The 23,777-nt window shown below is 72.1% G+C and carries 20 protein-coding genes and 1 pseudogene; 10 read left to right on the top strand and 11 right to left on the bottom strand.

Features of this window, described 5'->3' with window-relative positions:
* Window positions 1-17 precede the first annotated feature (17 nt).
* The 5 genes from ACH41F_RS10925 to ACH41F_RS10905 form a co-directional block, all read right to left on the bottom strand.
* Window positions 18-908 carry a dihydrodipicolinate synthase family protein gene (locus tag ACH41F_RS10925; RefSeq protein ID WP_391235363.1) on the bottom strand — a complete coding sequence of 297 codons (891 nt, stop codon included), beginning with the start codon at window positions 906-908 and terminating at the stop codon, window positions 18-20.
* Window positions 905-2,314, bottom strand: a complete 1,410-nt coding sequence (locus ACH41F_RS10920) for an NAD(P)/FAD-dependent oxidoreductase (protein WP_398834400.1) — start codon at window positions 2,312-2,314, stop codon at window positions 905-907. Before ACH41F_RS10920 ends, ACH41F_RS10925 begins: the two co-directional genes overlap by 4 nt.
* Window positions 2,307-2,609: a 2Fe-2S iron-sulfur cluster-binding protein gene (locus ACH41F_RS10915; RefSeq protein ID WP_391235369.1), complete on the bottom strand. Its 303-nt coding sequence runs from the start codon at window positions 2,607-2,609 to the stop codon at window positions 2,307-2,309. The genes ACH41F_RS10920 and ACH41F_RS10915 overlap by 8 nt, the downstream gene beginning before the upstream one ends.
* Window positions 2,606-3,796 (bottom strand): FAD-dependent oxidoreductase, encoded by a 1,191-nt coding sequence (locus ACH41F_RS10910; protein WP_391235372.1) that lies wholly within the window; start codon window positions 3,794-3,796, stop codon window positions 2,606-2,608. The genes ACH41F_RS10915 and ACH41F_RS10910 overlap by 4 nt, the downstream gene beginning before the upstream one ends.
* Before the next feature lie 154 nt (window positions 3,797-3,950).
* Window positions 3,951-4,610 (bottom strand): hypothetical protein, encoded by a 660-nt coding sequence (locus ACH41F_RS10905; protein ID WP_391235375.1) that lies wholly within the window; start codon window positions 4,608-4,610, stop codon window positions 3,951-3,953.
* Between the two features lie 237 nt (window positions 4,611-4,847).
* Between ACH41F_RS10905 and ACH41F_RS10900 the strand changes: the two genes are divergently transcribed.
* Together ACH41F_RS10900 and ACH41F_RS10895 are read left to right on the top strand one after the other, a co-directional pair.
* Entirely contained in the window at window positions 4,848-5,504 is a 657-nt protein-coding gene (locus ACH41F_RS10900; RefSeq protein WP_391235378.1) for a helix-turn-helix domain-containing protein, read from the top strand.
* A gap of 33 nt (window positions 5,505-5,537) precedes the next feature.
* Complete coding sequence (locus tag ACH41F_RS10895) at window positions 5,538-6,068, top strand: toxin-antitoxin system, toxin component (protein ID WP_391235655.1); 531 nt, start codon at window positions 5,538-5,540, stop codon at window positions 6,066-6,068.
* 220 nt (window positions 6,069-6,288) lie between these two features.
* Here ACH41F_RS10895 and ACH41F_RS10890 read toward each other — a convergent pair whose 3' ends face one another.
* Window positions 6,289-7,311 (bottom strand): alpha/beta fold hydrolase, encoded by a 1,023-nt coding sequence (locus ACH41F_RS10890; protein ID WP_398834398.1) that lies wholly within the window; start codon window positions 7,309-7,311, stop codon window positions 6,289-6,291.
* A gap of 219 nt (window positions 7,312-7,530) precedes the next feature.
* Between ACH41F_RS10890 and ACH41F_RS10885 the strand changes: the two genes are divergently transcribed.
* Window positions 7,531-7,758, top strand: a complete 228-nt coding sequence (locus ACH41F_RS10885; protein ID WP_391235384.1) for a hypothetical protein — start codon at window positions 7,531-7,533, stop codon at window positions 7,756-7,758.
* Between the two features lie 9 nt (window positions 7,759-7,767).
* On the opposite strand, the gene ACH41F_RS10880 is transcribed toward ACH41F_RS10885, so the two are convergent.
* Together ACH41F_RS10880 and ACH41F_RS10875 are read right to left on the bottom strand one after the other, a co-directional pair.
* Window positions 7,768-8,442 carry a 4'-phosphopantetheinyl transferase gene (locus ACH41F_RS10880; RefSeq protein ID WP_398834396.1) on the bottom strand — a complete coding sequence of 225 codons (675 nt, stop codon included), beginning with the start codon at window positions 8,440-8,442 and terminating at the stop codon, window positions 7,768-7,770.
* Complete coding sequence (locus ACH41F_RS10875; RefSeq protein ID WP_391235389.1) at window positions 8,390-9,298, bottom strand: metallophosphoesterase; 909 nt, start codon at window positions 9,296-9,298, stop codon at window positions 8,390-8,392. The genes ACH41F_RS10880 and ACH41F_RS10875 overlap by 53 nt, the downstream gene beginning before the upstream one ends.
* Window positions 9,299-9,575: 277 nt before the next feature.
* Between ACH41F_RS10875 and ACH41F_RS10870 the strand changes: the two genes are divergently transcribed.
* Both ACH41F_RS10870 and ACH41F_RS10865 read left to right on the top strand, forming a co-directional pair.
* Entirely contained in the window at window positions 9,576-10,709 is a 1,134-nt protein-coding gene (locus tag ACH41F_RS10870; protein ID WP_398834394.1) for an ATP-grasp domain-containing protein, read from the top strand.
* Window positions 10,710-11,010: 301 nt separating this feature from the next.
* Complete coding sequence (locus ACH41F_RS10865) at window positions 11,011-12,684, top strand: carbohydrate binding domain-containing protein (protein ID WP_398834392.1); 1,674 nt, start codon at window positions 11,011-11,013, stop codon at window positions 12,682-12,684.
* A 165-nt stretch (window positions 12,685-12,849) separates the two neighbouring features.
* Here the strand turns inward: ACH41F_RS10865 and ACH41F_RS10860 are convergent, their stop codons facing one another.
* From ACH41F_RS10860 to ACH41F_RS10850, 3 genes are read right to left on the bottom strand one after another with little or no spacing between them, the layout of a single operon-like run.
* Complete coding sequence (locus ACH41F_RS10860; protein WP_398834390.1) at window positions 12,850-15,903, bottom strand: alpha-mannosidase; 3,054 nt, start codon at window positions 15,901-15,903, stop codon at window positions 12,850-12,852.
* A 50-nt stretch (window positions 15,904-15,953) separates the two neighbouring features.
* Window positions 15,954-17,291: a 6-phospho-beta-glucosidase gene (locus ACH41F_RS10855; protein WP_398834388.1), complete on the bottom strand. Its 1,338-nt coding sequence runs from the start codon at window positions 17,289-17,291 to the stop codon at window positions 15,954-15,956.
* Complete coding sequence (locus ACH41F_RS10850) at window positions 17,288-18,052, bottom strand: DeoR/GlpR family DNA-binding transcription regulator (protein WP_398835350.1); 765 nt, start codon at window positions 18,050-18,052, stop codon at window positions 17,288-17,290. The genes ACH41F_RS10855 and ACH41F_RS10850 overlap by 4 nt, the downstream gene beginning before the upstream one ends.
* 138 nt (window positions 18,053-18,190) lie before the next feature.
* On the opposite strand from ACH41F_RS10850, the gene ACH41F_RS10845 reads away from it, so the two are divergent.
* The 5 genes and pseudogenes from ACH41F_RS10845 to ACH41F_RS10825 all read left to right on the top strand — a co-directional run.
* Window positions 18,191-19,216 carry a carbohydrate kinase family protein gene (locus ACH41F_RS10845; RefSeq protein ID WP_398834386.1) on the top strand — a complete coding sequence of 342 codons (1,026 nt, stop codon included), beginning with the start codon at window positions 18,191-18,193 and terminating at the stop codon, window positions 19,214-19,216.
* Window positions 19,217-19,302: 86 nt separating this feature from the next.
* Window positions 19,303-20,589 carry an extracellular solute-binding protein gene (locus tag ACH41F_RS10840; RefSeq protein WP_391235405.1) on the top strand — a complete coding sequence of 429 codons (1,287 nt, stop codon included), beginning with the start codon at window positions 19,303-19,305 and terminating at the stop codon, window positions 20,587-20,589.
* Window positions 20,589-21,539 (top strand): ABC transporter permease subunit, encoded by a 951-nt coding sequence (locus ACH41F_RS10835; protein WP_391235408.1) that lies wholly within the window; start codon window positions 20,589-20,591, stop codon window positions 21,537-21,539. The genes ACH41F_RS10840 and ACH41F_RS10835 overlap by 1 nt, the downstream gene beginning before the upstream one ends.
* Before the next feature lie 14 nt (window positions 21,540-21,553).
* Entirely contained in the window at window positions 21,554-22,456 is a 903-nt protein-coding gene (locus ACH41F_RS10830) for an ABC transporter permease subunit (RefSeq protein WP_391235412.1), read from the top strand.
* Between the two features lie 656 nt (window positions 22,457-23,112).
* Window positions 23,113-23,759 (top strand): annotated as a pseudogene (locus tag ACH41F_RS10825) (hypothetical protein); the annotation flags it as partial.
* Window positions 23,760-23,777 lie beyond the last annotated feature (18 nt).

Here is a 23,777-nt window from a genome sequence, read left to right as displayed (position 1 = left end):
ACGGGGAGGGGCGCCGCTCAGGCGAGTCCGGCGGCGACGGCCCGCTCGGTGGCCGCCCGGACCGCGGCCTCCTGCGCGGGCAGCAGCGGGACGCGCGGCGGGCGTACGGGGCCGCCGTACCGGCCGACGAGGTCCATCGACAGCTTGATGGCCTGCACGAACTCGACCTGGGAGTCCCAGCGCAGCAGCGGGTGCAGCTGCTCGTACAGCTTCTTCGCCGTGCCGAGGTCGCCCGCGACCGCCGCCCGGTAGAGCTCCACGCTCGCCCTGGGCAGCGCGTTCGGGTAACCGGCCACCCAGCCCTTGGCGCCGGCGATCGCCAGCTCCAGCAGGACGTCGTCGGCGCCGATCAACAGGTCCAGTTCCGGGGCGAGTTCGGCGATCCGGTAGGCGCGGCGGACATCACCGGAGAACTCCTTGACCGCGTGGATGTACCCCTCGGCGTGCAGTTCGGCCAGCAGTTCGGGGACGAGGTCGACCTTGGTGTCGACGGGGTTGTTGTACGCCACGACCGGGAGCCCGGCCCGCGCCACCTCGGCGTAGTGGGCGAGCACGGACCGTTCGTCGGCACGGTAGGCGTTGGGCGGCAGCAGCATCACGGAGGCACAGCCCGCCTCCCCGGCCTGCTCGGCCCAGCGGCGGGCCTCGGCGGAGCCGTAGGCGGCCACGCCGGGCATCACGCGCCCGCCCCCGATGGCGCCCACCGCCGTCTCCACGACCCTGGCCCGCTCCTCGGGGGTGAGGACCTGGTACTCGCCGAGGGACCCGTTCGGTACGACGCCGTCGCAGCCGTTCTCGACCAGCCAGGCGCAATGCTCCGCGTATCGGTCGTGGTCGACGGACAGGTCGTCGTTGAGCGGGAGGGCGGTGGCGACGAGGACGCCGCGCCAGGGGCGGTGGCCGGTCATGAGGGCTCTCTCTCGTTCGGGGGCGTTTCCGGTTCTCGGGCGAGGACGCCGAGCGGCACAGGAAGGGCGAACGGCCGCCGGGAGGGGGTGAGTTCGCACCCGGCGAGGCCCGCGACCGCGGGTGCGCACACCCGCCCCTGGCACCAGCCCATCCCGGCCCGCGTGAGCAGCTTCACGGTCCGTACGTCACCGGCGCCGAGTGCGCGCACCGCCTCGCGGACCGTCCCGGCGGCGACCTCCTCGCACCGGCACACGACGGTGTCGTCGGTGATCTGCTCGGTCCAGTGGGCGGGCGGCGCGCAGATCGCGTCGAGTGCGGCGAAGAAGGCGCGCAGCCGGGTACGGGACCTCGCGGCGGCGGCCCACGCGCGCGGGTCGGGTGCGGTGCCGTGCAGGCGAGCCGCGATCGACCGTCCCGCGATGTGCCCCTCGGCGAGGGAGAGCGTCGCGCCGCCGATGCCGGTGGCCTCGCCCGCGGCCCAGACGCCGGTCACGCCGGTGCGCTGCTCGTCGTCGACATGGACGGCCATGCCATCAAGGCTGCAGCCCAGCGCCTCGGCCAGGTCGGTGTGCGGGAGCATGCCGTGGCCGACGGCCAGCGTGTCGCAGGCGATGCGGCGGTGTGTGCCGGCCCTGACCCGTCCGTCGGCGTCGAGGGCGGCGACGGTCACCGCCTCCAGGCGCTCGGCGCCGTGCGCTTCCACGACGGTGTGCCGGGCGAGGGTGCGCACCCCGTGCCGGAGCAACTGGGCGGCGTACCAGGCCCCTTCGGCGACTTTGTCGGGCTGGGCGGCCAGTGCGCGGGAGTACCGTGCGCAGGTCTTCGGGTCGGCGGACTCGACCAGTGCGGCGACCCGTACCCCGGCCGCGGCGAGGCCGGTCGCGACGGGGAGCAGCAGGGGGCCGGTACCGGCGACGACGGCGGTGCGTCCGGACACCGCGAGGGACCCCTTGAGCATGGCCTGGGCACCGCCCGCGGTGACGACCCCGGGGAGGGTCCAGCCGGGGAAGGGCAGCACCTTCTCGTAGCCTCCGGTGGCGAGGAGGACGGCGTCGGCGCACACCTCGACGGGTTCCTCCCCGGCGCCGCACAGCGCGTGCACGACGAAGCCGCCGTCCAGCCGTTCCACGAACCAGACGTGATGCTCCGTCAAGTGCCGTACCGCGCCCGCCTCGACGTAGGCGCGCAGTCCGTCGCGGAGCCGCTTCCAGGTGCGCCACTGGTGGTGGAGGGCGTGCGGGCGGCGGGCGTCGAGGCCCGAGGCGGGCTGGCGGTAGAACTGTCCGCCGGCTTCCGGGGCCGCGTCGAGCAGCGTCACCCGTACGCCGCGGGAGGCGGCGGCGATCGTGGCGGCGAGGCCCGCGGGGCCGGCGCCGACGACGGCGAGGCCGGGCCGCTCACTCATCGTGCCCCGTCCCCTCCTGCGTACGGATGGCGTCCCCGGCGTGCAGGGGGGCGAGGCAAGCTCGTTGGTTCGGGCGGTCGTTGACGGTCACCAGGCAGTCGAAGCAGACGCCGATGCCGCAGAAGACCCCGCGCGGGCGGCCCTCGCCGCGGGTGGCGCGCCAGGAGGTGACGCCGGCCGACCAGAGCGCGGCGGCGACGGTCTGGCCGGGCAGGGCCTCGATCTCCCGGCCGTCGAGGGTGACCGTGAACGCCGGGCCGGGACGGGCGTCGGCGAGGTCGAGAGGGGATCTCACACGGACTCCTCGTCAGGGCCGCACCCGGGCACAGGGGTGGGGCCGGGGTCGGGGAAGCGGTCGGGGCGGAACGGCGCCAGGTCCAGCTCGGGTGTCTTGCCGGACAGCGCCTGGGCGATGAGGTGCCCGGTGCCGGTGGCGAGTCCGATGCCAGCCCCCTCGTGGCCGCACGCGTGATGCAGGCCCGGGACGCGGGGGTCGGGGCCGATCGCGGGCAGGTGGTCGGGCAGGTACGGCCGGAAGCCGACGTAGGCGCGCAGGGCCCGGACGTCCGCGAGGAACGGGAACAGCCGCGTCGCGCCGGCCGCCAGGACCCGGAGCACCGGCAGCGAGAACGACCGGTCGAAGCCGACCCGTTCCCGGCTCGCGCCGATCAACACGGGCCCGGCCGCGGTGCCTTCCACCACGGCTGAGGTCTGGAGCGCGGCCGAGTCGCTGGCCACGTCGGCCACGTAGTCGGCGGCGTACACCTTGTGCCGCACCCGGCGCGGCAGCGGCTCGGTGACCAGGACGAAGCCGCGCCGCGGGAGGACGGGGAGGTGTGTTCCCGCGAGTACGGCCAGTTCGGCGCCCCAGGTGCCGGCCGCGTTGACGACCGCCGGGGCGTGGATGTCGCCGCGGTCGGTGCGCACGCCGCGCACCGCGCCCGCGGGTGTGCGCAGGACGTCGGTCACACGCCGGCCGGTCAACAGGCGGGCGCCTGCGGCCCGCAGGAGGTGGGCGGCGGCCAGGGCGGGCATGACCTGGCAGTCCTGCGGATACAGCACACCGCCGGGCAGGCCGGGGGCGAGGTGCGGTTCGAGGTCGTACAACCGCTCCCCCACGACGGTCTCGGCGGCGACCCCGGCGGCGCGCTGTCCGTGCGCGAACCGCTCCAGGGCGTCGAGCCCGTCCGGCGTCCAGGCGACCACCACGCCGCCCTTGGACTCGTACTCGACGGCCTCCCCGAACTCCTCGGCCAGGTCCGACCACAGGCGTGCCGACAGCAGGGCGAGGTCCAGCTCGGGTCCGGGTTCCTTGTCGGAGACCAGCAGGTTTCCCTCGCCCGCTCCGGTGGTGCCGCCGGCCACCGGGCCGCGGTCCACCACGATCACGTCGAGACCCGCCCGGGCCGCGTAGAGGGCGCATGCCGCGCCCACCATTCCGGCTCCGACGACCACGACGTCGCAGGTCGGTCGCTCGCTCACGCCAGTACCATGTCACATGTCGCACCTTCTGGGAATGGTGCGTCCCGAGAGTGGCGCCGGGCGCACCAGCGGGAAGCGATGTGGCAAGGGCGCGCACGCTCGACGGCGTGCGGGCGGCCGGAACTGGAGTGACCGGGTGCGACGCACCCGCCGTTCACTCGGCCGCGGCGACCACCCTGAGGTGCGCGGCGGAACGGCGGGCGGCACGCGACCTGGACGACGTGCGGCGGGTCTCGCGGAGCACCAGGGTCAGCCGGGTGTAGCCCAGCTCCTTCAAGGTCGCCGGTGTCTCGTCGACCACACGGCAGTCGGTGGCGCCCCAGCGCGGGTCGGGGTGCAGGACGGGACGGACCGCCCCGTCGAGGGCGAAGGCCCGCTCGCCGACCGCGCGGATCCAGTGCGGCAGGCCGTGCCGGTAGGCGGCCTCCATGATGGGGTCCTGGGCGATGTCCCGGCGGATCGCCTGGAGCCCGTGATCGTGGCCGTGGCGCTCCACGGCCGCCGCGAAGTGCGCGAGCATCGGCAGGCACCAACGGGACTCGTGCTCACCGAGGACCAGGCCCGCGTCCGGATGGAACAGGACGAACCGGAGGAAGTTGTCGTCGGGCATGGCGGTGGGATGCGGGCCCACCTCGCGGAAAAGTGTCGCGAAACCGGTGTTCGACAACACGACGTCCCATCGGTGGTCGAGGACGACCGAGGGAAAGGGAACCGCTTCCAGAAGGGTGGTGTAGTCCTCCAGATACGCCCGGGCCTCAAGACTGTCGGGGGCGGGCCGCGGCTTCGTCCGCTGCCCTCCTGCCTGTTGTGCCATCGGGAGGTCACCCCTCTTGCCTATGCGGCCTTCACGCGGCGCCCTGATCCTGCTGCCCGCACACAAGGCGTGTCAACTATCGTGGCATTTCGTGCCTGTTGACGGCTGAAATTGGCCACAGTTGTGGCGAGACCTGGTCGTGAGTTCGAACAAGGGGCTACTCTCCCCGGAGTTCACGGCAACCGCTTGTGACGATGTGCTTGTGAGAAGCCAGTGAGAGACGTAGGAGATCTGTCGGTGACGGAGGGCTTCGCGAGTCCCGCCGCCGCGGTGCCGGCCGCGCTGTCGGCCGTCGTCGCCCGGGTCACCGTACTCGCCGACCGGCTCGGCGTGCCGCACGCGGAGGTCTTCCACACCGGCCGCCTGTCCGTGGCCTCCGGCGTCCCCGAGCCCGTGGTCAAGGCGCTGCTGAGCGGCCGCCCCGCGGGCGAGCCCGACGTCCAGGCCCGTTTCCTGCAACGCCTGGACCTGCTGCGCCGCACCCGGCTCAAGCCCAACGGCCGCAAGTACACCCAGCAGGAGATCGCCGACGGCGCCGGGATGTCCCGGCAGCAGGCGGGTGCCCTCATCAACGGCGACCGGCGTCCCACCATGGAGCACTGCGACGCCATCCAGCGCTTCTTCCGGGTACATGCCGGCTTCCTGACGGCCGAGGATCCCGAGGCGCTCGCCGGCGCGTTGCAGCGCACCGAACAGGAGTTGCTGCAGAAGCTGGCCGACCGTGAGAAGGAGGCGACCGCGGCGGCCGGTGACCCGCTGGAGCGGCTGCTACAGGATCACGGCGTCCGCGGGATCGCCTGGCGGGCCGCGCAGTTGCCCACCGACCAGCACCGCGACAAGGTCGCCGAATGGTTGGACATGCTCCTGGAGAGCGTCAAACGGCCCGAGTCGTGAGCCGAGGGGACAACTGTGGGCATCGGTAGGGACATGCGCCGCCTGTGCGGCGAGCTGGTGGCGGAGCTGAACCTCGTCGCGCCGGCCCGCCCCACGGACCTGTACAGCGCCCTGTGCGGCACGATGAGCCGCCGCCGCGGCCGCCCTGTCCACTTCCGCACGGCCGCCTTCCCGCCCGGCACGGCGAGCGGGCTGTGGCTCGACATGGCCGACCAGGATCTCGTGGTCGTCGAGGAACGCACCGCGCCCGGGCACCAGTTGGTGATCCTCGGGCACGAGCTGTGGCACATGCAGGCCGGTCACTGCAGCCACCACGTCGAGGGCGCCGCCGTGGCGGCCCGGCTGCTCAGTGACGACGCCGACCTGCGGGCCGCCGTGCTGAAGGTCGCCGCCCGCACCCGCTTCGACGAGGCCGAGGAGAAGGAGGCCGAGCGCTTCGGCCTCCTTCTGGCCAGCAGGTGCACCACCTGGCTGGACGGTTCGCCGGTGCGCGGCCCCGTGCGGCGCGACCGCCTCGCCGGCCGCATCGAGGCGTCGCTGGGATACCTCGGTCCGCAGAACTGAGCGGTGACGCAACGCCGTTCGTGTTGCGCCGAGTTCGCTCGCCTCGCGCGCGAGCGCCGTTCACCTCTCGCCGAGTTCGCCCGCCTCGCACAACCGCCGCTCACGTCGCGCCGAGTTCACCCGCCTCGCACAACCACCGCCCACGTCGCACCGCGTTGGCCCGCCTCGCCCGAGCGCCGCTCACGTCGCGCCGCACTCGCCCGCCTCGCACAACCACCGCTCACGTCGCGCTGCGTTCGCTCGCCTCGCGCAGGTCGCTGTTCGTGACGCGGCCGGGCGGCGGGCCCGGCCGTCCCTCGCGCAGCAGGTCGCGCCAGTGCTCACGGCTCCAGTCCGCCGGAGCCGTGTCCGCCGTGAACTCCTCGACCAGTGAGGCGAACCGCCCGGGATCGGCGTGGAAGGGAAAGTGCCCGGCTCCCTCGAAGATCTCCAGCCGGCTGCCCGGCATGGCCTCGTGCGCCGCGAACGCGTGCCGTACCGGCACCACGCTGTCGCGGTCGCCCCAGAGCAGCATCGTCGGCATGCCTTCGGTCAGATAGCAACGGTCGAGCATGGTCACCACCTGGCCGCGCCAGTCGACCACCGCGCGCAGGGTGCGGATGAAGGCGTCGCGCGAGGTCTCGTCCGGCAGCGCGTCCACGAGCTGGAGCAGCTCGGGCGCGTCCTGCCCGAGGTCGGTGCCGAGAAGCTTCATCAGCCGTACGGCGAGCCCCACGTGCAGCCGCATCCCGGGCAGCCGCAAGGTCGAGAGCATCAGGTGGGCGCCGGGCAGCGACACCAGGCGCAGCACCGGGTTCACCTCCCGGCCCACGCCGCCCGCGCTGACCAGGATGAGCCGTTCGGTGCGCTCGGGGAACTGGTAGGCGAACTGCATGGCCACCCCTCCGCCCAGCGAGTGCCCGACGAGCGTGGCCGACTCGATGCCGAGCGTGGTCAGCAGATCGCGCACCCCGTTGGCGTACGCGGCCACCGAGTAGTCGGCGCGCGGTTTGTCCGAGGCCCCGTGGCCTAGCAGGTCGGGGGCGATGACGGTGTGGGTGCGGGCGAGGTCGGGGATGAGCCGGGCCCAGGTGGCGGAGGAGTCGCCGATGCCGTGCACGAGGACCAGCGCCGGACCCTCGCCGGCCATCCGGAAGGCACGGCGGTATCCGTGCACGACCCGGTACCGCACGGCGAGTTCACCGTCGCCGACCGGGCGCAGCCCTACGGTGCGCGCCGGGCGCCGGTGCGGGACGTCGACCACGCGTGCCTCCCCGTTCCCTGGCCGCCGGGCGGCGACCGAAAGCCCTTCACCCCAGCGTAGAGCGCCTTTTCCCGCGGTGATTTCGGTGAGGTTTCACCTCCGCTAAGCGGGCGAACCGGGGCGCCGCCGCGCCTGATTGTCAGTGGTGGGCGGCAAGCTGGACGGTGCACCCCTTGTACGGGTGCGCGACCGTTGAGCCGACTTGGGGAGAGCCGACCGATGCCCACCGCCGTGATGACCGACCGCGAGCGCGCCGCCGTCCAGGCCTATCTGCGGCTTCTGCACACCGTGCGCGCCGCCTTCGACGGTTCGCCCGACCCGGGGCGACCACCCGTGGTGCCGCCCGCCGTGCTCGCGGAGGCGGAGCAGGCGCTGGCCGACGCGGGGCTCGTGGGCAACGAGGAGGAGTTCTTCCGGCTGTTGAAGGGCTGGTTCCCGCAGCCGTGACCGTCCGGGTCAGTGGTGCGGCACCACGACGGCCGTCGCGATCAGCCCGCGCCGTACGGTCCAGCGGCCCTCGAAGCGACCGAGCCGTCGGCCGCCCACCATCGGTCCGGGGACGAGGAGTTCGGCACTCAGGCCGCCGCTGAACCCGTCACCGGGGCCGACTCGGAACTCGATGTCGGCCTCGGTGAAGTCCAGCCACTTCCCGGTGAGCGGGTACCACGCCTTGTAGACGGACTCCTTGGCGCTGAACAGCAGCCGGTCCCAGTGGATCCGGGGCTGCTGCTCGGTCAGCCGGCGCAGCCGCTCCACCTCGGCGGGCACGGAGGTGGCGGCGAGGACTCCCTCGGGGAGCGGCTCGTGGGGCTCGGCGTCGATGCCGAGGGCGGCCAGGTCGGCGGAGCGGACCAGGGCGGCGGCGCGGTAGCCGTCGCAGTGGGTCATGCTGCCGGTCAGACCGGCGGGCCAGCGGGGGGCGCCGCCGACGCCGGGGACGAGGGGCTGCGGCGGGACGCCGAGCTTGTCCATGGCACGGCGGGCGCAGGTGCGTACCGCGGCGAACTCGCGGCGGCGCCGGTCCACCGCCCGCGCCACGACCGCCGCCTCCTCGGGGTAGAGCGGCGCGGCGTCCTCGTCACCGTACGTCTCCACGGCCACCACCGTGTCCGGCAGCAGCTCCTCGATCACGGGGCCCGACCTCCCTGGGCAGTATGCGGCGCAGTCGTCCCGGCGGGTCGGAGCGGGTGCGCCACTCGCGGGGGTATCCGACCGACACCTCTTCGAAGCGGACACCGTCCTGCCAGGTGGTCCGCGGGATGTGCAGATGACCGTAGACCATGGTGGCGACGCGGAACCTGCGGTGCCAGTCCGCGGTGAGTTCCGTGCCGCACCACATGGCGAACTCGGGGTGCCAGAGCACCTCGGTCGGGTGCCGGTGCAGGGGGTAGTGGTTGACGGGGACGAGGGGCAGGTCCTCGGGCAGTTCGGCGAGCCTGCGCGCGGTCGCCTCCACCCGGGCCCGGCACCAGGCCTCGCGGGTCGGGTAGGGGTCGGGGTGCAGCAGGTGCTCGTCGTTGCAGACGATGCCGGTGCGGTGCGCGTACGCCAGTCCCTCGTCCTTGGTGGCGCAGCCGGCGGGCAGGTAGGAGTAGTCGTACAGCAGGAACAGCGGGGCGACGACGGCCGGGCCGCCGGGGCCCTCCCAGACGGGGTAGGGGTCCTCGGGGGTCACGACGCCGAGTTCGCGGCAGAGCGCCACCAGGTGCTCGTAGCGCTCGACGCCGCGCAGGGTGACCTCGTCGCTGGGGTGGGTCCACAGTTCATGGTTGCCGGGGACCCAGACGACCTTGCGGAACCGGGCGGCGAGGGTCTCCAGGGTCCAGCGGATCGCGGAGACGGTCTCGGCGACGTCACCGGCGACCAGCAGCCAGTCCTCGTCCGTCTCCGGGCGCATCCGCTCGACGAGGGCGCGGTTCTCCGGGTAGCCGACGTGCAGATCGCTGATGGCCAGGAGCTGTCCGGCACCACCGGCCCTCGACGTCACCACTGGCCTCCTCCGTGCACGCGAATGGGACCACCAGAGCACATTCGCGGCGCGCGGACAAGCGGGCCCCGCGCCTCTCGGCCGGGCGCCGCAGAGGGTTCATGATCGACAAATCCGTAACGCGCGCGTTGCATTCGGGGGCTCGGGAAGCCGTATGATCGCCCCAACACCAACGCCTTGAACCTGCCTCAGCGCAGGACGTCTTGGTGTCCCTCCACACACCCTGGCCGGGCTCGGCCTGCTGCGCCGTGCCCGCAGACCCCGAAAGGCGGCTTGCATGATCTCTCGCGTACGCGTCTGGCTCAACCGCACGTACGCGGAGAACGTGTTCTTCATGGATCAGCTCCGCCGAAATCCCAGTGACCGGGCGGTCGAGATCCATGCGACGCACGGTGACCCGGACTCCCCCGTGCTGGCCGCCGCCGACACCGCCGACCTGGAGCCGGAGGGCCTGTCCCCGGCCGCCTACGTCGAGTACGCCCTCGACCAGTGCGTCCGCCGCGGCATCGACGTGTTCGTGCCCCGGCTGCACCAGGCGGCGGTCGTGGCGCACCGCGCGGAGTTCGAGGCGGCCGGTACGGCGCTGCTGGCGCCGCCGCCTGAGGCGGTGGCCGTCTTCCACGACAAGGTGATCGCCTACGAGGCCGTGCAGGCGATCGGGGTGCCCGTACCGCCGTGGTACCGGGTGCGCACCGCGGAGGAACTCGTCGTCGCGGTCGAGGAGTTGGAGGCGGGCGGCCACAAGGCGTGCTTCAAGCCGGCGTCCGGCGCCGGCGGGGTGGGCTTCCGGGTGATCACGCGCGCCCCCTTCTCGCTCACGCACCTCAACGGGTTCCCCGGTCCCCATGTGCCGCTGGACCTGGTCGTGGACGCCCTGACGCAGTCCGACGAGCCGGTGGACTGGCTGGTCATGCCGCGCCTGGAGCAGCCGGAGGTGTCGGTGGACTGCCTGACCGGCCCCGACAACCGGATCCGGCTGGCGGTGGGCCGCACCAAGAACGGCCGTCGCCGCGGCTTCACGCTGCACGAGCAGTGGCTGGAGCCCGCGCGGCGGATCGCGGAGGGATTCGGGCTGCACTACCTGTCCAACATCCAGTTCCGCATGTTCGGTGACACCCCGGTGCTGATGGACGTCAACACGCGGCCCGCGGGCGGCCTGCACCAGCTGTCGCTGTGCGGGGTCAACGCGCCCTGGGCCGCGGTGCAGTTGGCGTTGGGCGAGGACCCCGGGGAGATGACCCCGCCGTTCCTGGGGCAGGACTACACGGTGGTCTCGGGGCTTCGCCAGCTGCGCCCGGTGTCGCTTCCCCAGCAGCGCGCCGAGGCCCCGGAACCGCTGCCCGCGGTGCCCGCGCCGGCCACTGCCGGGACCGTCGTCGTCGAGCCCGCGGGGCAGGCGCTGCCGCTCTAGGGCCTGTTGCGAAAGTGGCCTCTGCCGCGCGACGCCCGGCACGCACTCTCGCCGCACCGCCCGAAAGCCCGAGTACGCCCACTACGAGGGCTTCCGGGCGGCACGCCGAGAGCACGCACCGAACGCCGCGCGGCCGCCCTCCGGGCGACGAGGCCACTTTCACAACACGCCCTAGCCGAACACCGGTATGGACCAATCCCGCGCACACGCTTGACAGCGGGATTGGTCCATACCAACTTGGACTGCGCACCACCGCACCTCTGTGCCCTCCCGAACACCCCACATCCATCAGGGAGATCGCGTGCGCAACCCACTCGGACGTTCCAGACGTCTCCTCGCCCTCCTCGCCACGGCGGGCCTCGCGCTCGCCGGGGCCGTCGCCCTCCCCGGCACCGCCCAGGCGGCCAACGTTCTCGCCAACCCCGGCTTCGAGACCGGCGCCCTCTCCCCCTGGACCTGCACCAGCAACCTCGGCTCGGTCGTCTCCTCCCCCGTGCACGAAGGCTCCAAGTCCCTCGCGGGCGCGGTGAGTTCCAGCGACATCGCCAAGTGCAGCCAGACCGTCGCCGTACGGCCCAACACCGCGTACACGCTGAGCGGTTGGGTGCGCGGCAGCTATGTGTACCTCGGTGTGGACGGCGCCTCCTCCACCTGGACCTCGTCCCCGTCGGCGTACAGCCGGCTCAGCGTGTCGTTCACGACCGGCGCCTCGCAGACCAGCGCGACCGTCTACACCCACGGGTGGTACGCACAAGGCACCTACCACGCCGACGACATCAGCCTCGACGGCCCGGGCGGAGGTTCGGACACGCAGGCACCGACCGTGCCCGCGGGTCTGCGGTCCACCGGGAAGACCTCGTCGAGCGTGTCGCTGGCGTGGAACGCCTCGACGGACAACGTCGGGGTCACGGCCTACGACGTCTTCAGCGGCTCCAACCAGGTGCTCAGCGTCTCCGGTACGAGCGCCACGGTCAGCGGGCTGTCCCCGAGCACCGCCTACACGTTCACCGTGCGGGCGCGGGACGCGGCCGGGAACTCCTCCGGGGCCTCCGGCGCGGTGAGCGTCACCACCGATCCGGGCGGCGGGGGCGGCGGCTTCAAGCAGGCCGCGCCCTATCTCTACCTCGGCTGGGGCGATCCGCCGAGCGCGACCTCGGTCATGAGCGCCACCGGCATCAAGTGGTTCACGATGGCGTTCATCCTGTCCTCCGGCGGCTGCACCCCGGCCTGGGACGGCAGCAGGCCGCTGACCGGCGGCAACGACCAGAGCGTCATCAACTCCATCCGTGCCGCGGGCGGCGACGTCGTGCCGTCGATCGGCGGCTGGAGCGGCAACAAGCTCGGTCCGAACTGCTCGACCGCGGAGGCGCTGGCGGGGGCGTACCAGAAGGTGATCGACGCCTACGGGCTGAAGGCGATCGACGTCGACATCGAGAACACCGACGAGTTCGAGAACGCGACCGTGCAGGACCGGATCCTGAACGCCCTGAAGATCGTCAAGGCGAACAACCCCGGCCTGCGGACCGTCCTGACCTTCGGCACCTCCACCACCGGCCCGACCTACTGGGGCAACCGGCTCATCGAGCAGGCCAAGGCGCTGAACGCCGGCATCGACGTGTTCACGATCATGCCGTTCGACTTCGGTGGCGGAGCCGACATGTACGGCAACACCGTGAACGCGACGGAGGGCCTCAAGGCCAAGCTGAAGTCCACCTTCGGGTGGGACGACGCCACCGCCTACGCCCACATCGGCATCTCCGGCATGAACGGTCTCTCCGACCAGCAGGAGCTCACCTCGCCCGCGACCTGGACCTCCATCCGGGACTGGGCGAACTCCCACCACATCGCACGGCTCGCGTTCTGGTCGGTCAACCGTGACCGCCCGTGCCCGGGCGGCGGCGTGGTCAGCAACTGCTCCGGCATCAGCCAGAGCACCTGGCAGTTCACCTCGATCACGGCCGGCTTCACCGGCTGAGGCAGCCGACCCGACTCCCCCCACCGGACGCCCCCACGCCTGCGCCGACTCGGCGAGGCGTGGGGGCGGCTCGTCATCGAAGGCGCCATGACCGCAGTCCGCCCTCCCCGAGCCCGCGGACGTCCCCAACCCGGCTGCGGTGAACCCGTGTTGGCCGGTCCCGGGTCAGCTCACGGCACCGCGCCGCAGCCGGAGGGTGAGGATCTGGAAGGGGCGCAGCGTCACCGGGACCGTGCCGTCGACGGCGGCCTCGCCCTCGTCGAGCGGGCGCTCCAGGAGGTCGGTGACGGCGGCCCCGGCGAGCGGGAAGCCGGTGCGCAGCACACCCTGGGCGCGGCCGCCGCGGGACTCGTAGAGCCGTACCACCACGTCGCCCGAGGTGTCGTCGGCGAGCTTGACCGCCTCGACGGTGATGCCCGCGCCCTCGACGGAGACGACCGGCTCGGGGGCGCCCGCCGAGTCCGCCACCCGCAGGGGGAGGTTGAGGGCGTAGCCCTCGGTGACCGCGTCCTCGATGCTCGCGCCGGGCAGCAGGGAGTAGGTGAAGCGGTGCCTGCCCTGGTCGGCCTCCGGGTCCGGGACGCGCGGGGCGCGCACCAGGCTGAGGCTGACCTTTGTCGTGGTGCCGCCGTCCTCGCGGACCGTGCGGGAGACGTCGTGGCCGTAGGTCGAGTCGTTGATGACCGCGACACCGTAGCCGGGCTCCGCGATGTGCACCCAGCGGTGGCCGGAGACCTCGAAACGGGCCGCCTCCCAGCTGGTGTTGGTGTGGGTGGGGCGCTGGATGTGGCCGAACTGGATCTCGGCCGAGGAGTGCGGGGCGCGGATGTCCACGGGGAAACCCGCCTTGAGGATCTTCTCGGCCTCGTGCCAGTCGAGGTCCGTCTCGATGTCGATCCGGGGGCTGCCGGCGCGGACGCTGATCGTCTGGGTGATCTTCGAGCCCTTGCCGAAGGTGCGCTCCACGCGGAGGGCGCCCAGGAGCGGGTCCGTCTCGACGACGGTGACGCCGTCCGTGTCCAGCAGGTCCGTGTAGCGGTTCTTGTAGTGCTTGTCGATGTCCCAGGCGTCCCAGTAGTTCGGGAGGTCGGTGTGCAGACGCAGGAGGTTGCCGGGCTCGGCGAGGACCTCGCGGTCGGCCCGGACGTCGTACACGGAGGCCAGGGTGCCGTCCTCGGCGACCTCCACGCGGACCAGGCCGTTGTCGAGGACGCGGCCCTCGACCGTGACGGGCTGCGCGGGCTCGGTGGGTGCGAGGGGGGCGCAGCCGTTCGCGGGCACCTCGACATAGGCGGGGGTCCCGGAGCCGTCCCGGACCACCTCGGCGCGGTCGTAGGGACTGGTGTTGAAGACCCGGGCGGTGCCGGCGCCCAGAGCCGCCAGCGCCTGCGCCGTCAGCGCCTCCAACTCCTCGGCGACGCGGGCGTACTCGGCCTCCGCCTCGCGGTGCACCCAGGCGATGGACGACCCCGGCAGGATGTCGTGGAACTGGTGCAGCAGGACCGTCTTCCACAGCCGGTCGAGCTGCTCGTAGGGGTAGGCGTAGCCCGGCGCGTGCAGGGCGGCCGTCGTGGCCCACAACTCGGCCTCGCGGAGCTTGTGTTCGCTGCGGCGGTTGCCCTGCTTGGTGCGGGCCTGGGAGGTGTAGGTGGCGCGGTGCAGCTCCAGGTAGAGCTCGCCGTTCCAGACGGGGGCGTCCTCGTACTCGGCGCGGGCCTTGGCGAAGAACTCGTCGGGGTGCTCGACGACGACCTTGGGCGAGCCCTCCAGGTCGGCGAGGCGGCGGGCGCGTTCCATGATCTCGCGGGTGGGTCCGCCACCGCCGTCGCCCCAGCCGAACGGGGCCAGCGAGCGCGTACCGGCGCCCTTCTCGGCGTAGTTGCGGACCGCGCGGTCCATCTCCTCGCCGCTGAAGCGGGCGTTGTAGGTGTCGACGGGCGGGAAGTGGGTGAAGATGCGGGTGCCGTCGATACCCTCCCACCAGAAGGTGTGGTGGGGGAACTTGTTGGTCTGGTTCCAGGAGATCTTCTGGGTGAGGAACCAGTCGTTGCCGGCGAGCTTGGCGAGCTGCGGGTAGGCGGCGTTGTAGCCGAAGGAGTCCGGCAGCCAGACGCCCTTGGTCTCGATGCCGAAGTGCTCGATGAAGAACCGCTTGCCGTGGACGAGTTGCCGGGCGATGGCCTCGCCGCCGGGCAGATTGCCGTCGGACTCGACCCACATGCCGCCGACCGGCACCCACTGGCCCTTCTTCACCGAGTCCTGGATGCGGGCCCACACGTGCGGGTAGTTGTCGCGCACCCACTCGTACTGCTGGGCCTGCGAGCAGGCGAAGATGAAGTCGTCGTACTCGTCGGCGAGGGCGGTGACGTTGGAGAAGGTGCGGGACGTCTTGCGCTTGGTCTCGCGGATCGGCCACAGCCAGGCGGAGTCGATGTGGGCGTGGCCGACGCCGGAGACAGTGTGGGCGCTGGCGTGGGCGGGCTTGGCCAGTACCGGCGCCAGCACCTCGCGGACCGCCGCCGCGCTGCCGGAGACGTCGTCCAGGTCGAGGATGTCCATGGCCCGGTCCAGGGCGTGCAGGATCTCGTGGCGGCGCGGCTCGTGGTCGCCGAGGTGGGTCATGACGCCGAGCAGCACCTGGAGGTCCAGGTCGAGGTGGAAGACCTCCTCGTCGAGGACGGCGATGTCGGCGCGGCGGAAGGTGTACAGGGGGCGGTCGCCTGCCGTCAGTACGTCGCCGAGCGGCGTCGGCGCGCGGAAGCCGTCCGCCAGGATGTCCGGGTTGGAGGCGGCCTCCACCAGGTAGTCGATCCGCTCCCCGCCGGTCGCCGGGTTGGCGATCGGCACGTACTGGTTGAGCGGGTTGACCGCCTTCAGCGGGCGGCCGTCGGGCAGGTGGACCAGGGCCTCCGCCTGGTTGCCGGGCCAGTCGCCGACGAAGCCGAGGTCGATGACCGCCTCGACGCGCCGGCCGGCGAACTCGGCGGGCACCTCGCCCCGCATCCGGAACCAGGTGGTGCCCCACGGCGGGCCCCACGGGGTGTCCATGGCGAAGGGCGTGTAGCGCGCGGCCGCGGCCTCCTCGAAGGAGACCGGCTCCCCGGGCGCCTGCCAGGCCTCCACCTCGAAGGGGACGGTGGCCGCGTAGAGCGCGGGCTTGATGCGCTGGGTGTGGAGGCGTTCGACGCGTTCTTCGATCCGGCGGCGTTCGTCGTGCATGGCGGGCTCCAGTGAGGAGGACGAGAGGGAAAGCGCTTACCAGCAGGGTGTCACTTAAGGTACGCCAGGCCCGGATGGACCTCGGCATAGCCCTCGACCAGGCGACGGGCGACGTTCACGGAGTCGACCAGCGGGTGCAGCGCGAAGGCCTTGACCGCGGTCGTGCGCGAGCCGGACTCGGCGGCCGCGAGCACCTCCCGCTCGACCGCCTTCACCGCGCAGACCAGGCCGGTGGCGTGGCCGGGCAGCGGGGCGACGGCGACCGGGTGCGCGCCGTTGGCGTCGACGAGGCACGGCACCTCGATCACGGCCTCGTCGTCGAGCACGGCGAGCGAGCCCTGGTTGCGGACGTTGAGGATCAAGGTGGTGCGCTCGTCGCGGGCGATGGCTCGCATCAGGGCGAGGGCGACCTTCTCGTAGCCGCCGGACAGGTCGTCGGCGTCACGCTCGCCGGCGCCCGCGGTCTCCCGGTTCTCGGCCATGTAGGTGGCCTCGCGCTCGGCGCGGGTGCGGTCCCAGGCGGTGAGGGCGGAGGTGTCCGGGCGCCGCACCTCCTCGTAGAACCCGGCCTGCTGGTCGCGCAGGAAGGCGCCGCGGGTCCGCTCGGCCTGCTGGTAGGCGCGGACGGCCTCGCGGTTGAAGTAGTAGTAGTGCAGGTACTCGTTGGGGATCGCGCCGAGGGACTGGAGCCAGTCGACGCCGAAGAGCTTGCCCTCCTCGAAGGAGCCGAGCAGATCGGGGTCGGCGAGCAGGCGGGGCAGCTCGTCCCGGCCGGCGATCTTCAGACCGCGGACCCAGCCGAGGTGGTTGAGGCCGACGTAGTCGATCCACGCCTCGTCGGGGTCGGCGCCGAGCACGCGGGCGATACGGCGGCCGAGGCCCACCGGCGAGTCGCAGATGCCGATGACCCGGTTCCCGAGGTGACGCGACATGGCCTCGGTGACCAGGCCGGCCGGGTTGGTGAAGTTGATGACCCAGGCGTCGGGGGCGAGGCGGGCGACGCGCCGGGCGATGTCCTCGGCGACGGGGACCGTGCGCAGGCCGTAGGCGATGCCGCCCGCGCCGACGGTCTCCTGGCCGAGGACGCCTTCGGCGAGGGCGACGCGTTCGTCGTCCGCCCGGCCCTCCAGTCCGCCGACGCGGATCGCGGAGAAGATGAAGTCGGCGCCGCGCAGGGCCTCGTCGAGGTCGGTGGTGGCGGTGACCGCGGGGGCGTCCTCGACGGTCGCCGCCTGTTCCGCCAGGACCCGGGCGACCGCGTGCAGCCGGCTGTCGTCGAGGTCGTGCAGGACGACCTCCGTGACCCGCCCCTCGCCCCGGTCGCCCAGCAGCGCCCCGTACACGAGCGGCACCCGGAACCCGCCGCCGCCCAGAATCGTCAGCCTCACGCCTGCACCTTTCCTGCCACCGCCACCGCGACGCCCGCCTCCTCCAGGGAGGTCCGCGTCGCCGCGTTCACCGGCGCGTTCGTCACCACCACGTCCAGGTCCTCGGGACCGCAGACCTTCGCCATCCCCGTGCCGGGGAACTTCGCCGCGTCGGCGAGCAGCACGACCTTGTCACTCGACTTGATCATGGCCCGCTTGACCGGCACCTCCACGACCGTCGTGTCCATCACCTGCCCACCGGGGCGCACTCCACTGGTGCCGAGGAAGAGCCAGTCGGCGTGCAGCTGGCGGAGATTGTCCTCGGTGAGGAAGCCGACCAGGGAGCGGTACTCGCGGCGGACCATGCCGCCGAGCAGGACCAGTTCGATGCCCTCGTCGTCGGCGAGTTCCTCGTAGACCACCAGGTTGCTGGTGATCACCGTGAGGCGGCGGCCGTGCAGCTGGCGGGCCAGCCGGTACGCGGTGGTGCCGATGTCGAGCAGCACCGACTGACCGTCCGCGACCAGTCCCGCCGCGTGGGCGGCTATGGCGTCCTTCTCGGCCACGCGCACCTCGGCGACCTCGGCGAAGGGCTGGTCGCCCTCCTCCGCGCGGGCCCCGCCGTGGACGCGGGTGAGCAGCCCGTCCTCCTCCAGCTTGACCAGGTCGCGCCTGATCGTGGCGGGGCTCACGCCCAGTTGCTCGGAGAGGTCGGTCACGGCCGCGGGGCCGCCGGAGCGCAGGGCCCGCAGGATGAGTTGATGTCGTCGTTCTGCCAGCACGACGTGAACAGTACTCGTCATTGCCAATCATTTCTATGCTCACTTCTGCTTGGGTATTGACCAATGTCGTCGGGCGGCGCACGATTCCCGTCATCGAAATTGACGAGTTTTGACGAGCCCCGACGAGAGGAAGTGCGCGTGGACGACGACCGGCCCGATGTGCTGCTGACCGGGCTGCTCTTCTACGACCTCGTCCTCACGGGTCTGGGCGGTCCGCCGACACCCGGCGAGGAGGTCTGGACGGGCGGCATGGGCTGCGGCCCCGGCGGCATCGCCAACCTGGCGGTCGCCGCCGCCCGCCTCGGCCTGCGCACCTCCCTCGCCACGGTCCTCGGCGACGACTTCTACGGCGCGTACTGCCACGACGTCCTCGCCGGCCAGGAGGGCGTCGACCTCTCGCTCTCCCGTACCGCCGACGGCTGGCCCACCCCCGTCACCGTCTCCCTCGCCTACGGCGACGACCGCGCCCTGGTCACCCACGGCCAGGAACCCCCGCTCTCGCAGGACACGCTGATGGGCGACCCGCCCGAGGCGCGCACCGCCCTCGTCCACCTCGAGGCCGAACCCCGCGAGTGGATCGCCAAGGCCGCCTCGAACGGCACCCGGGTCTACGCCGACGTCGGCTGGGACCCCACCCGGCAGTGGTCCACCGACCTGCTGGACCAGCTCAGGCTCTGCCACGCCTTCCTCCCCAACGAGGCCGAGGCGATGGCCTACACCCGGACCGACAGCGCGATCGCGGCGCTCGGCACGCTCTCGGAGCTGGTGCCGGTCGTGGTGGTCACCCGCGGTGGGGACGGCGCGGTGGCCGTCGACCAGATCACCGGGGAGTACGCGGACGTCCCGGCGCTCGACATCGATGTCCTGGACGCGACCGGCGCCGGCGACGTCTTCGGCGCGAGCTTCGTCGCGGCCTCCCTCGGCGGCTGGCCGCTCGAGGAGCGGCTGCGGTTCGCGGTGCTCGCCGCCGGACTGTCCGTGCGGCACCCGGGCGGGGCGCTCGCGGCACCGGGCTGGTACGGCGTGGACCGCTGGTGGCGGTCGCTGTCGCCGGCCGACCGTGAGCTGCGGACCGCGTACGGGTTCCTGTCCGACCGGATCCCGGCCGATCCCGGGCCCCCCGTCCGACACGCCCCCGTCACACCCCCCGCACGGCGGCTCTGACCCCCTGTGCGCTGTCCCGCCCCCACAGCGGTTCCGCTCCCCGTAGCCCTGCGAAGACCCGAAAACCCCGAAAGGCGGTGGGAGCTGTGCGGCTCTCACGAAGAGGCCTGCTGCGCGCGGGCCTGGCCGGTACGGCCGCCACGGCCCTCGGCGGCCTGGCGTCCGGCTGTGCCGTCCCGACCGGCTCGACCGGCCGGAACATGGTCCTGTGGTACTGGAGCGGCGGTCTGAGCGACACCGTCGTGAAGAACGCCAAGGCCCGCTACGACCGTTCGGTCGACCTCCAGGCCATCCAGATCGGCGGCCAGTACCGCTCCAAGCTCATCACCACCATCACCGGCCGCGCCCACATCCCCGACATCGCCGGGCTCAAGGGCGAGGACATGGCGGCCTATCTGCCGAACGCGGACCAGTTCGTGGACCTGCGGACGCTCGGCGCGGACACGTACAAGTCCCGGTACCTGTCGTGGAAGTGGGACCAGGGCATCGCCGACGACGGCACGATGGTCGGCTTCCCGATCGACTGCGGGCCGGTCGCGCACTACTACCAGTACGACATCTTCCGCGAGGCCGGGCTCCCGTACGAGCCCGACGACGTGACGAACGAGCTCGACACCTGGGAGAAGTTCTTCGACGCGGGCGTGCGGCTCGGCAAGCGCGTCCCCGGCGCCAAGCTCCTCACCGACGTCAACTCCGTCTTCGAGAACGTGGTGCAGCAGGGCGCGAAGCGCTACGTCGACAAGGACCGCCACTTCATCGGCGACCAGGAGCACGTGCGCCGGGCCTGGGCGCTCGCCGTCGAGGCCAAGCGGCGCGGCATCGTCTCGGACCTGGTCAGCGGCACCCCGGACCAGTTGTCGGCCATCCAGGACGGCACGCTGCCGAGCCAACTGAACGCCTCCTGGGCCGCCTTCGACATCAAGAACGGCGTGCCGAGGACCAAGGGCAGGTGGCGGGTGGCGCAGATGCCGGTGCGGCCCGCCAACAACGGCGGCTCGTTCCTGTCGATCACCAAGGCGTGCCGGGAGCCCGAGCGGGCCTTCGAGATCATCACCTGGATCCTCGACGCGGCCAACCAGGCACAGGGGTACGTCGACGCGGGCCTCTTCCCCTCCACGCCCGCCTCGTACGACCTCGCGCAGATGCGGGAGCCGGACGCCTTCTTCGGCGGCCAGGTCACGACCGACGTCTTCGGTCCGGCCGCGCGGAAGATCGCCGTCGCCTACAACAGCCCGTTCGACATCGCGCTCGGGCAGCCCCTCAAGGACGAGATCAAGAACGTCGGTGTCCTCGGCAAGGACCCGAGGACAGCCTGGAGGGACGCCATGAGCAAGTGCCGTCGCATCGCCGAGCACCTGGGGGTGAGCTACTGATGGCCGTTCTGGAGCAGACCCCGCCCGCCGTGAGACAGCCCGCCGCGAGCCCGCCCAAGAAGGGCCTGCGCGCCTACTGGCACCTCTACGCCGCGATCTCCCCCTTCTACCTGATCTTCCTCGCCTTCGGTCTCTTCCCGGTGGGCTTCTCCCTCTACCTGTCCTTCCACCGCTGGGACGGCCTCGGCCCGATGGAGTGGGCCGGGCTCTCCCAGTACCAGTACCTGCTGAGCGACAGCGACTTCTGGAACTCGATCGGCAACACGCTCGTCATCTGGGCGCTGGCCACCTTCCCCATGATCTTCCTGGCGATGGTCACGGCCGTGATGCTCAACTCCGCGGTGCGCTTCAAGAACGTCTACCGCTTCGCGTACTTCCTGCCGAACGTCACCTCGGTCGTCGCCATCGCCATCGTCTTCGGCTCGATCTTCTCCACCAACGCCGGCATGGTGAACGCGGTCCTGCACGCGGTCGGGATCGACCAGGTGGCGTGGCTGAACACGCCCTGGGGCATCAAGGTCACCATCGCGGCCCTGATGACCTGGCAGTGGACCGGCTACAACGCCATCATCTTCCTCGCCGGGCTCCAGACCGTCCCGGGCGACCTGTACGAGGCGGCGCGCATGGATGGCGCCGGCCCGGTCCAGACCTTCTTCCGGATCACGCTGCCGTTGCTGCGGCCGACCCTGCTGTTCGTGCTCGTCGTCTCGACGGTCACCGGACTGCAGAGCTTCTCGGAGCCGCAGGTGCTGCTCCAGACCACCTCCAACGACTCGACGTTCGCGGGCGGTCCGGGCCACTCGGGCCAGACGATGGTCCTCTACTTCTTCCAACAGACCTTCGACAACAACGACTTCGGGTACGGCGCCGCGGTGGCGTGGGGCATCTTCCTCGTCGTCGTCCTCTTCTCGATCATCAACTGGCGCCTCGTGCAGCGCCGGGGCGACTAGGAAGGGCGCGCGCCATGGCATCCGTCAAGGAGTCCCACAGCTCCGTCGAGGAGTCCCGCACCTCCGTCGAGGAGTCCCACACCGCCGTCAAGGGGGTCCGCCGCAGCGGGATCGCGCTGCATCTGCCGCTGATCGTCGGCACGTTGATCTCGGCCTTCCCGTTCTACTGGGCCGTGATCATGTCGACGCACAGCTCGTCGGAGATCTTCTCCTACCCGCCCAAGCTGCTGCCGGGCACGCACTTCCTGGAGAACGTCCGGGGCCTGTTCGACGCCATCGACTTCTTCGGGTCGATGGGGAACTCGCTGCTGGTCGCGGCGTCGGTGACCTTCCTGGTCCTGCTCTTCGACTCGCTCGCGGCCTTCGTCTTCGCCAAGTTCGCGTTCCCCGGCAAGAACGCGCTGTTCGGGCTGCTCATGGTCATCTTCATGGTGCCGGCGCAGCTGTCGGTCATCCCGCAGTTCGTGATCATGGCGAGGATCGGCTGGATCGGTTCCATGACCGCGCTGATCGTGCCGGCCGCGGCCAACGCCTTCGGCATCTTCTGGATGCGCCAGTACATGAGGACCGCCATCCATGACGAACTCCTCGACGCCTCCCGGCTCGACGGCGCGAACTTCCTGCGCCAGTACTGGCACGTGGCGCTGCCGGTGGTCCGACCCGGTCTGGCCTTCCTCGGCATCTTCACCTTCATGGGCCAGTGGAACGACTTCGCCTGGCCCCTGATCGCCCTCACCAACCCCGACAACGTGACCCTCCAGGTCGCGCTGTCCCAGCTCAACGGCACCCACGGCACCACCGACTACGGCATCGTGATGACCGGCGCCCTGCTCGCCCTGGTCCCGCTGCTCATCGTCTTCGCGGTCGGCGCGAAGCAGATCATCGGCGACCTCGCCAAGGGAGCCGTCCGCGGATGACCGGCGACCCGCTGACGGCCCCGCACCCCCGGGACGCACCCGAGGTGACCTCCTGGGGGCGGCTACCCATGAACGCCGTCGACCGGCGCACCGGAGCACTCCCCCTGGCCGGCGACCGGCGCCCCCGGTCGCTGCCGGCTCCGGACGCGCCAGTCGGCGGTCCCTGGTCGGCACGGTCGCTACCGGCTCCGGACGCGCCAGTCGGCGGTCCCTGGCCGGCACGGTCGCTACCGGCTCCGGACGCGCCAGTCGGCGGTCCCTGGCCGGCACGGTCGCTACCGGCTCCGGACGCGCCAGTCGGCAGTGCCTGGCCAGCGCGGTCGCTACCGACTCCGGACACGCCGGTCGGCGGTGCCTGGTCGGCGGCGCGGGTGCCGGTGGACGTCCCTGCCGAGTGGGCGGGCCGCCGGATCGTGCTCCGGGTCGGCGCCGCCGAGAGCGTGCCGCCGGGCTATCTGCACGGACGGCCCGTACGGGTCTCCCGGGATTCCCACCCCGCCGCCGGGCTCGGCCTGACCGAGCGGGTGGGCCCCGGCGGGCGGGCCACCGTACGACTGACGGCCGTGAAGTGGTCCGAGGCGGACGCGGGTGGCGCGCTGCCGCGAGGGGGGCACGTCAACGGGCTGGTCAACGGCGACCACCTCTCGCGGACGGTGCTCCGCGACGGTGTCGCCCACGCCCTGTCCGGGCGGCAGACCCGGCCGCTCGTCCCGTGCGCGCACGCCAAGGGCAGCAGCGACGGCACCCTCGCGGACCGTGAGGCGGCCATCGAGTCCACGCCAGGTCTTCAGGGCGAGTTCATCCCGGTGTTCCGGGGCCACGGCATCGTCCAGCGTGTGAACGACGGAAGACCGGTCGGGCGTGGGGGCGCCGGGCTCCATGACAACGGTGTCGCCGCGCCGGGCCATCGCTGGGCGTACGGCAACGGTGTCGCCGCTCCCGGGCAACGCTGGGCGAGTCGTACCCCGACCGGAGCGCGGGCGCGCCCGTGGGCCCTCACTCCGTGCCGGTCGACGCGCTGTTCACCCCCCGTCCGCGTCCGCAGGAGTGCGGCGTGCGGCGCTTCACGCTGTCGGCGCCGGACGCGACCGGGCTGACGGTCGTGCTCGACGAACCGCGCCAAGTCTCCGTGACCCGCTGCCGGGCCGAGAACCTCACCTCCACCACCCCTCACCGGTGCGTGGTGCGCCTCGACGCGGCCCACCGGGGGCGCGGCACGGCGTCGTTCGGCCCCGACACCTCCCCCTCCCCGCTCGTCGCGCCAGGCGTCCACCGCTGGAGCTGGACCCTGCGCACTCTCTGAACTCCCCCTGCTCTTCAC

It is taken from the genome of Streptomyces sp. NPDC020489 (genome assembly GCF_044386545.1).
Classification (GTDB): domain Bacteria; phylum Actinomycetota; class Actinomycetes; order Streptomycetales; family Streptomycetaceae; genus Streptomyces.
This window is presented reverse-complemented; position numbering and strand designations above follow the sequence as displayed.

Bases quoted from the DNA above. Each gene is read 5' to 3' on its own strand.
- ACH41F_RS10920 (WP_398834400.1), bottom strand. From the start codon at position 2,314: ATGAGTGAGCGGCCCGGCCTCGCCGTCGTCGGCGCCGGCCCCGCGGGC.
- ACH41F_RS10895 (WP_391235655.1), top strand. From the start codon at position 5,538: ATGCGCCGCCTGTGCGGCGAGCTGGTGGCGGAGCTGAACCTCGTCGCG.
- ACH41F_RS10830 (WP_391235412.1), top strand. From the start codon at position 21,554: ATGGCATCCGTCAAGGAGTCCCACAGCTCCGTCGAGGAGTCCCGCACC.
- ACH41F_RS10870 (WP_398834394.1), top strand. From the start codon at position 9,576: ATGATCTCTCGCGTACGCGTCTGGCTCAACCGCACGTACGCGGAGAAC.
- ACH41F_RS10835 (WP_391235408.1), top strand. From the start codon at position 20,589: ATGGCCGTTCTGGAGCAGACCCCGCCCGCCGTGAGACAGCCCGCCGCG.
- ACH41F_RS10885 (WP_391235384.1), top strand. From the start codon at position 7,531: ATGCCCACCGCCGTGATGACCGACCGCGAGCGCGCCGCCGTCCAGGCC.
- ACH41F_RS10925 (WP_391235363.1), bottom strand. From the start codon at position 908: ATGACCGGCCACCGCCCCTGGCGCGGCGTCCTCGTCGCCACCGCCCTC.
- ACH41F_RS10860 (WP_398834390.1), bottom strand. From the start codon at position 15,903: ATGCACGACGAACGCCGCCGGATCGAAGAACGCGTCGAACGCCTCCAC.
- ACH41F_RS10905 (WP_391235375.1), bottom strand. From the start codon at position 4,610: ATGGCACAACAGGCAGGAGGGCAGCGGACGAAGCCGCGGCCCGCCCCC.